This is a genomic window from Kitasatospora sp. NPDC058478 (assembly GCF_042720345.1).
Classification (GTDB): domain Bacteria; phylum Actinomycetota; class Actinomycetes; order Streptomycetales; family Streptomycetaceae; genus Kitasatospora.
On the sequence record NZ_JBHXML010000099.1, the window covers coordinates 24,130 to 31,283 of the forward strand.

At 73.9% G+C, this 7,154-nt stretch carries 6 protein-coding genes and 1 pseudogene; 2 read left to right on the forward strand and 5 right to left on the reverse strand.

What is annotated here, in order from left to right:
- Positions 1-37 precede the first annotated feature (37 nt).
- From ACFWPT_RS37420 to ACFWPT_RS37440, 5 genes are all read right to left on the reverse strand, one after another.
- Entirely contained in the window at positions 38-1,531 is a 1,494-nt protein-coding gene (locus ACFWPT_RS37420; protein WP_380341842.1) for a sensor histidine kinase, read from the reverse strand.
- The gene (locus tag ACFWPT_RS37425; protein ID WP_380380016.1) at positions 1,528-2,298 is read right to left on the reverse strand and encodes a response regulator transcription factor; all 771 of its coding nucleotides are present in this window, start codon (positions 2,296-2,298) and stop codon (positions 1,528-1,530) included. The genes ACFWPT_RS37420 and ACFWPT_RS37425 overlap by 4 nt, the downstream gene beginning before the upstream one ends.
- Positions 2,299-2,361: 63 nt before the next feature.
- A complete protein-coding gene (locus ACFWPT_RS37430) occupies positions 2,362-3,495 on the reverse strand; it encodes a S1C family serine protease (RefSeq protein WP_380487304.1) in 1,134 nt (377 codons plus the stop codon).
- A 125-nt stretch (positions 3,496-3,620) separates the two neighbouring features.
- The gene (locus ACFWPT_RS37435; RefSeq protein WP_363632082.1) at positions 3,621-4,682 is read right to left on the reverse strand and encodes a LacI family DNA-binding transcriptional regulator; all 1,062 of its coding nucleotides are present in this window, start codon (positions 4,680-4,682) and stop codon (positions 3,621-3,623) included.
- Between the two features lie 328 nt (positions 4,683-5,010).
- Positions 5,011-5,742, reverse strand: a complete 732-nt coding sequence (locus tag ACFWPT_RS37440) for a response regulator transcription factor (RefSeq protein WP_063348270.1) — start codon at positions 5,740-5,742, stop codon at positions 5,011-5,013.
- Between the two features lie 680 nt (positions 5,743-6,422).
- On the opposite strand from ACFWPT_RS37440, the gene ACFWPT_RS37445 reads away from it, so the two are divergent.
- Positions 6,423-6,716: a MoaD/ThiS family protein gene (locus tag ACFWPT_RS37445; RefSeq protein WP_063351215.1), complete on the forward strand. Its 294-nt coding sequence runs from the start codon at positions 6,423-6,425 to the stop codon at positions 6,714-6,716.
- Between the two features lie 5 nt (positions 6,717-6,721).
- Positions 6,722-7,154 (forward strand): annotated as a pseudogene (locus ACFWPT_RS37450) (hypothetical protein); the annotation flags it as partial.

Here is a 7,154-nt window from a genome sequence, read left to right on the forward strand (position 1 = left end):
GCGCCCCGCCCGTCCTGCGTCGTCCGCCCGTCCCGCCCTATTCGGGGGCGGGGCCGCCGGGCAGCCGGACGGTCGCCAGCGCGCCCGGGCCGCCGTCCCCGGCCGGGCCCAGCGACACCTCGCCGCCCGCCTCCCGGACGCTCTGCGCGACGATCGACAGGCCCAGGCCGGAGCCGGGCAGCTGCCGCGAGGACGGCGAACGCCAGAACCGGTCGAACACGTACTGCAGTTCCTCCGGCGGGATGCCGGGGCCGTGGTCGCGGACGGTCAACACGCCCTGCTGGAGCCGGACTTCGATGGTGCCGCCGGGCGGGCTGTACTTGACCGCGTTGTCCAGCAGGTTGATCACCGCCCGTTCGAGCCCGGCGGCGTCGCCGTGCACGAACCAGGGGTCGGTCGCGGTCTCGAAGACCAGCCCCGGGCCGCGCAGCTTCGCCCGCTCGACCGCCCGCCCGGCGATCTCGTGCAGGGCCACCACGGTGGGGTTGTGGACCGGCTTGGGGGAATCCGGGCGGGACAGCTGGAGCAGGTCCCCGATCAGGACGGTGAGCTCCTGCATCTGCGCCTTCATGTTGCCCAGCAGCTTGGTCTTGGTCGCGGCGGGCAGCGGGCGGCCCGTGTCGTTGCTGCGGATCAGCAGGTCGACGTTGGTGCGCAGCGAGGTGAGCGGGGTGCGCAGCTCGTGCCCGGCGTCGGCGATCAGACGGGTCTGCCGCTCGCGGGAGTTGGCGAGGGCGGTGCTCATCGAGTTGAAGGAGGTGGAGAGCCTGGCGATCTCGTCGTCCCCCTGGACGGGGATGGTGGTGCCGACCTCCTCGGTGCGGGCGATGTGCTCGACGGCGTCGGTGAGTTGGTCGACGGGCTTGAGCGCGGACCGGGCGACCACGCGGCCGGCGATGGCGGCGAGGATGATCCCGCCGAGGGCCACGCCGCCGAGGAGGAGGGCGAGCCGCTGGAGGGAGTCCTCGATGGGCTGGGAGGGGGTCGCCACCATGACGACGACGGGCACCTGGAAGCTGTGGTTCAGGGTCAGCCGGACGATCGCGGGGTCGCCGTTGGTGTACCGGCCGTCCCGGATGATCGACTGGCCCGGCTTGAGCCGGAATCCGGCGGCGTCCGCCGACGTGGCCACGATGGCCTTGGTCGCCCCGGGGGGCAGGCAGACGCCCTCGGCCCCGGCCCGGAGGAACTGGGTGTCCCGGGGGACGGCTCCGCTGATGTCCGGGATGACGACGCCGCGCTGGTTCTCCAGCGCGGCTTCCGGGGTGGCGTAGCAGACCAGGGGGTTCCTCCCGATCGGTGCTGCGGGAGCACCCGCCAGGTCCGCCCGGACCTGGTCGTACAGCTGCTTCTCCACGATGAACCAGCAGGCCAGCGCCGACAGGGCGATGGCCACCGCGACCGCGGCCGCGCTCAGGAAGGTGAGGCGGCTGCGGAGGGAGCGGGAGCGGAGCCAGTGGGAGAGGCGCCGGCGGCGGGGGACGCCGGGTGGAGCCAGTGGCGGGGGCGGGTAGGGCGTGGGGGAGGTCACGTGGTGGCGCCGGCGGCCGGGCGCAGGGCGTAGCCGACGCCGCGCACGGTCTGGATGAGGCGGGGCATGCCGCCCTGCTCGGTCTTGCGGCGCAGGTACATCACGTAGACGTCCAGGGAGTTGGAGGAGGGTTCGAAGTCGAAGCCCCAGACGGCCTTGAGGATCTGTTCGCGGGTGAGGACCTGGCGGGGGTGGGCGAGGAACATCTCCAGCAGCATGAACTCGGTGCGGGTGAGTTCGACGGGCTTGCCGGCGCGGGTGACCTCGCGGGTGGCGGTGTTCATCCGCAGGTCGGCGAAGGCCAGCACCTCGCTCTCGTCCTCGGCGGCGGCGCGGGCGGCGGCCTCGGTGGCGAGGGCGTTGCGGCGCAGCAGGGCGCGGACGCGGGCGAGCAGTTCGTCGAGTTCGAAGGGCTTGGCGAGGTAGTCGTCGGCGCCGACGTCCAGGCCGGTGACGCGGTCGCCGACGGCGTCGCGGGCGGTGAGCATCAGGACGGGGACGGTGTCGCCGCGGGAGCGCATCCGGCGGACGGCGGTGAGGCCGTCCATCCGGGGCATCATGATGTCCAGCAGGACGAGGTCGGGCCGGTCGCGTTCGACGGATTCCAGGGCCTCGTAGCCGTCGGTGGCGGTGGCGACCTCGTAGCCCTCGAAGGCGAGGCTGCTCTCCAGGGCGTCCCGGAGGGCGGGTTCGTCGTCGACCACGAGGAGCCGGGCGGAGGGGTGGCCGGCCTCGGCGGCGGTGCGGTCGTCGGCGGACGGGGTCATGGGCTGCTGCCCTTTCTCGTCGGGTGGAGGGCCTGCTGGGGGTACCGGGGGTAATTGTCCGTCTTACAGGTTCTGGCCGGCCTCCAGTTTCGGCAGAACCTGCTTGATGTCGTTGATCGGGATGGCGAAGCCGAGGCCGACGCTGCCGGCGCTGCTGCTGCCGCCGCCGGCGGTGGAGCTGGCGCCGCTGGGGGCGTACATCGCCGAGTTGATGCCGATGACCTGGCCGTTGGCGTTGATGAGCGGGCCGCCGGAGTTGCCGGGGTTGAGGGCGGCGTCGGTCTGGAAGGCCTTGTAGGTGGTGGTGCTGCCGCTGTTCTGCTGGGGGAGGTTGCCGCGCGTGCCGGGCAGGTTGGGCAGGCCGGGCAGGCTGGGGAAGCCGAAGCCGCCGTTGCTGCTGGTGGTGCCCTCGTCGAGCTGGACGGTGACGTCGCGGTTCTCGGCGCTGATGATGCCGGAGGTGACGGTGCCGGTGAGGCCGTCGGGGTTGCCGATGGCGACGACGGGGTCGCCGACGGCCACGCCGGAGGAGTCGCCGAGGGTGGCGGGGGTGAGGTTCTTGCCGCCGCTCGCGGTGATCACGGCGACGTCGAGGGACTTGTCGGTGCCGGTGACGGTGGCCGGGGCGGTGGAGCCGTCCTTGAAGGCGACGGTGATCTGGCCACCGTCGGCGGCGGTGTCGATCACGTGGTAGTTGGTGAGGATCCGTCCGCTGGTGTCGAGGATGACGCCGGTGCCGGTGGCGGTGCCGTTGCCGTTCTTGACGGTGATCTGGACGACGCTCGGCGAGACGGCGGCGGCGATGGCCGGCACGTCGGCGCCGCCGTCGGAGCGGGCGGAGACGGGGCTGGCGACGGTGCTGGTGCGGGCGGCGGAGCCGTGCTGCTCGGCGGCGACGAACCCGCCGGTGACGCCGCCGATGACGGCGGCGACCGCGGCGACGGCGGTGACCAGGGCGAGCCGTCCGCGCAGCAGGCCGCGCCGGGCGCGGTTGCCGTGGCCGCCGGGCTGGCCGGCGGTGGGCGGCTCGGGGGGCATGGGCGGGGGCGGGGTCGGGGAGTCGAAGCCGCCTGCCGAGTGGTCCTCGTGGTACCCGTAGGCGGTCGTGGCGGCGCTGCTGCCGAGGACGGTGCCCTCGACCACGCGGGGCTCGTACGGGCCGTACTGCTCGTCGTGGTGCTGCTGCTGTTCGCTCATGCCGACCAACGTCCGCCTGGTGGATGAGGATGGCATGAGAACCGGCTCAGAAGGGTCCGAGAAGCCCGTTGGGTTCTCATAAAGCCTGGTCAGGCGGTGTGCGGTGGCAGGTGGAGCGGAGTGCGCTACTCCGCTTCCCCGGTCGGGACCGCCGCGGCGCCGCCACAGCCGCAGGAACGGCGGATCACCAGGCGGGACGGGAACTTGCGGACCCGCTCGGTGTCCGATCCGGGCACCATCAGCGAGTCGTCGAGCACCAGGTCCACGGCGGCCCGGGCCATCGCGTCGCGGTCGGAGGCGACGGTGGTCAGCGGCGGGTCGGCGAGTGCGGCCTCGGGGACATCGTCGAAGCCGGCCACCGCGAGGTCCTCCGGGACCTTCAGACCGACCTCGCGGGCGGCCCGCAGCACGCCGATCGCCTGGTCGTCGGTGGAGCAGAAGATCGCCCGCGGCCGGTCCGGCGAGCGCAGCACCCCGAGCGCGACCTCGTACGCGCCGTAGCGGTGGAAGGGCGCGTCGATCAGGTGGGGCTCGGTGGGCAGGCCGTGCGCGTCCATGGCGCGCTGCCAGCCCTCGACGTGGTCGATGACCGGGTCGCCGGGGGCGGGGGACTCGACCGGGCCGCCGAAGCAGGCCACGTACGGGTGCCCGTGTACCTCCAGCAGGTGGCGGACGACGGCCTCGGCGCCGCCCACGTCGTCGGTGACCACCGCGACGTCGTCGATCGCCTCGGGGCGGCGGTGCAGCAGCACGACCTTGGCGCCCTCCATCGCGGCGAACTCCTCGGCGGCGCGCTGCGAGGGGCCCTGGCTGACCAGGATCAGGCCGGAGACGCGCATCCCGAGGAAGGCCCGGACGTAGTGCACCTCGCGGTCGTCCACGTAGTCGGAGTTGCCGATCAGCACGAGCTTGCCGCGCTCGGAGGCGGCCCGTTCCACGGCGTGCGCCATCTCGGCGAAGAAGGGCTGGCGGGCGTCCGGGACGACCATGCCGATCAGGTTGGTCCGGCGGGAGGCCATCGCCTGGGCGACGCTGTTCGGCCGGTAGCCGAGCTGCTCGATCGCGGCGAGGACCTTCTCCCGGGTCGCGGGCGCGACCGGGCGCGGCCCGTTGTTGATGACGTAGCTGACGACCGCGGTCGAGGTACCAGCCAGCCGGGCTACATCGTCGCGCGTCACTTTGGCCACGGGGGGAGTCTACGCGTGTGGCGTGCGCGTCGGCAGTGGGACCTGGGGCCCGTCTTCGAACTCCCGCCTGCGTGGCGGCGTTGGGGCACGCACCTCGCCGCGTTGTCGTCGGTCGCCGATGGCCCCCAGCCTCCGGCCGGGAGGTGCCCCCACCGCAGTGGCTCCCTCCTCCGCCTTGCGATGCACGCACCCCAACGCCGCCACGCCCGCCCTCCGGGCGGACGACGGGAGTTCGAAGACGGGCCCCAGGGCTTTCCGTCAGGGCTTTCGGCAGGTGCCGGGGAGCGAACCGGACAAGCCGGGCGGGGGCGGCCCGCCCGGCCGTCGGTCAGGCCTCCAGCGGCGCCGAGGGGCGCTGGGCGAGCTCCGGGCGCTCGCCCTTCTCCGGCTTCTCCGGGACGACGAAGCGGTAGCCGACGTTGCGCACGGTGCCGATCAGCTGCTCGTGCTCGACGCCGAGCTTGGCGCGCAGCCGGCGGACGTGCACGTCCACCGTCCGGGTACCGCCGAAGTAGTCGTAGCCCCAGACCTCCTGCAGCAGCTGGGCCCGGGTGAAGACCCGGCCGGGGTGCTGGGCGAGGTACTTGATCAGCTCGAACTCCTTGAAGGTGAGGTCGAGCGCCCGGCCCTTGAGCTTGGCGGAGTAGGTGGCCTCGTCGACCGTGAGGTCGCCGTTGCGGATCTCCATCGGGCTGTCGTCGGTGCTGATGTGGAGCCGGCCGAGTGCGAGCCGCAGCCGGGCCTCGACCTCGGCGGGGCCGGCCGTGTCCAGCAGGACGTCGTCGATGCCCCACTCGGCGGTGACGGCGGCGAGGCCGCCCTCGGTCACCACCAGGATCAGCGGGCAGCCGATGCCGGTGGAACGCAGCAGCTGGCAGAGGCTGCGGATCTGCGGCAGGTCGCGCCGGCCGTCGACCAGGATGACGTCCGCACTGGGGGTGTCCACCAGGGCGGATCCCTCGGCGGGGGCCACCCGGACGTTGTGCAGCAGCAGGCCGAGGGCCGGCAGCACCTCCGCGGAGGGTTGCAGAGCGTTGGTGAGGAGGAGGAGAGAACTCATACCCGGTAGTCCCCTTTCCGGGTCGTCGCGGTCGCGTTACGGCTGCCGCCACAGCCGGATGGCGCACGTGCTGAGGTCGGGGGGAGGTGGACGGACGCCCGAGGAGCGCCGGAGGGCCGGCCGGTGCGCAGGACGCGACGGCGCACGCGCCGAGGGTCCCGCAACCCTTGGCGCACCGTTTCTGTCCTGTTCATCCCGCGAACCCTCCGGTTTGTTCCGGTCCCGGGCGGCGGCCCGGGTGCCGGGTGGACACCCCGGCCGGCCGGGGCACGTCGTCGTGCCGCGTGGGGCGGGGCGGTTCCCGCGACGCGCCGGGGGTGGGCCGACGAATCGCAAGAATGTCCGTACTGGCGTCCTGAAAGCACAAAAGGACCCGGGGGCGACTCTGCCCGGATCCCTCTTGGACGTCGAGGATAGCCGACGGCCATCCGCGCCGGGAGGGCTCGAATCCGGCGGTTCGCCCAATCCGGGCGCGCGCCGGGTGAGCCTGGACACAGCTTCGAGCCGTCCTCCGGGCCCCCTCGGCCAGGGCGATTGCCGCTCGTGGCGGCGGACACGCCATCATGGGACGCACATCGGCGGCGCCGTGCGAGTCCATCTTTCGGGTGGTCGGGCGGCCCGGTGGCGAGCCGGACCGGGGCACCGGGGCCGGGCGAGGACGACGAGAAGGGGTGGCCCCGATGGGTGCGACCACGGAGCCCGCGAGCGGCGCCCGGGTGCGCGGGACGATCCGCTACTGGGCGGCCGCGAAGTCCGAGGCCGGGCTGGCCGAGGAGCCGTACGAGGCGGTGACCCTGGCGGAGGCGCTGGCACAGGCCAGGCGGCGGCACGCGGACCGGCCGAAGCTCGTCCAGTTGCTCGGGCACTGCTCCTACCTGGTCGACGGCTCCCAGGTCGGCGGCCGGGACCACACGACCGTGGCCCTCACCGAGGGCGGCACGGTCGAGGTGCTGCCGCCGTTCGCGGGAGGCTGAGCGGCGTGACGGACATGAACAACGCGAACCAGGGCGGCTACGGCGAGTGGCCGCAGCAGCCCCCGCCGCCCCAGCCGCCCTACCGGCATCCGCAGCAGCAGCAGCCCCAGCCGCAGCACCCGCAGCACCCGTACCCGCAGGCCCAGGCGCCGCAGCCGGGGCAGCAGCCGCCGTACGGCTACCCGGGGTACGGGCAGCCGCCGATGGACGACGCGGCGACCACGCTGCTGCCGCCCGTCCCCCCGATGGAGGACGCGGCCGCGACGACGCTGCTGCCGCCGGTGGTCGTGTCCGGCGCGAGGCCGCCCGCCCCGCCGGCCTGGACGCCCGCCCCGCCGCCGCCGGCACGGCACGCCGCGCCGCCGCAGGCCCGGCACGCCGCTCCGGCGCCGGGCCCGCAGCGGGCGGCCCCGCCGATGGCGCCCCCGCAGCAGGGAG

Excerpts from the sequence above, each read along its gene's own strand:
- ACFWPT_RS37425 (WP_380380016.1), bottom strand. The coding sequence starts at position 2,298 with ATGACCCCGTCCGCCGACGACCGCACCGCCGCCGAGGCCGGCCACCCC.
- ACFWPT_RS37430 (WP_380487304.1), bottom strand. The coding sequence starts at position 3,495 with ATGAGCGAACAGCAGCAGCACCACGACGAGCAGTACGGCCCGTACGAG.
- ACFWPT_RS37440 (WP_063348270.1), bottom strand. The coding sequence starts at position 5,742 with ATGAGTTCTCTCCTCCTCCTCACCAACGCTCTGCAACCCTCCGCGGAG.
- ACFWPT_RS37445 (WP_063351215.1), top strand. The coding sequence starts at position 6,423 with ATGGGTGCGACCACGGAGCCCGCGAGCGGCGCCCGGGTGCGCGGGACG.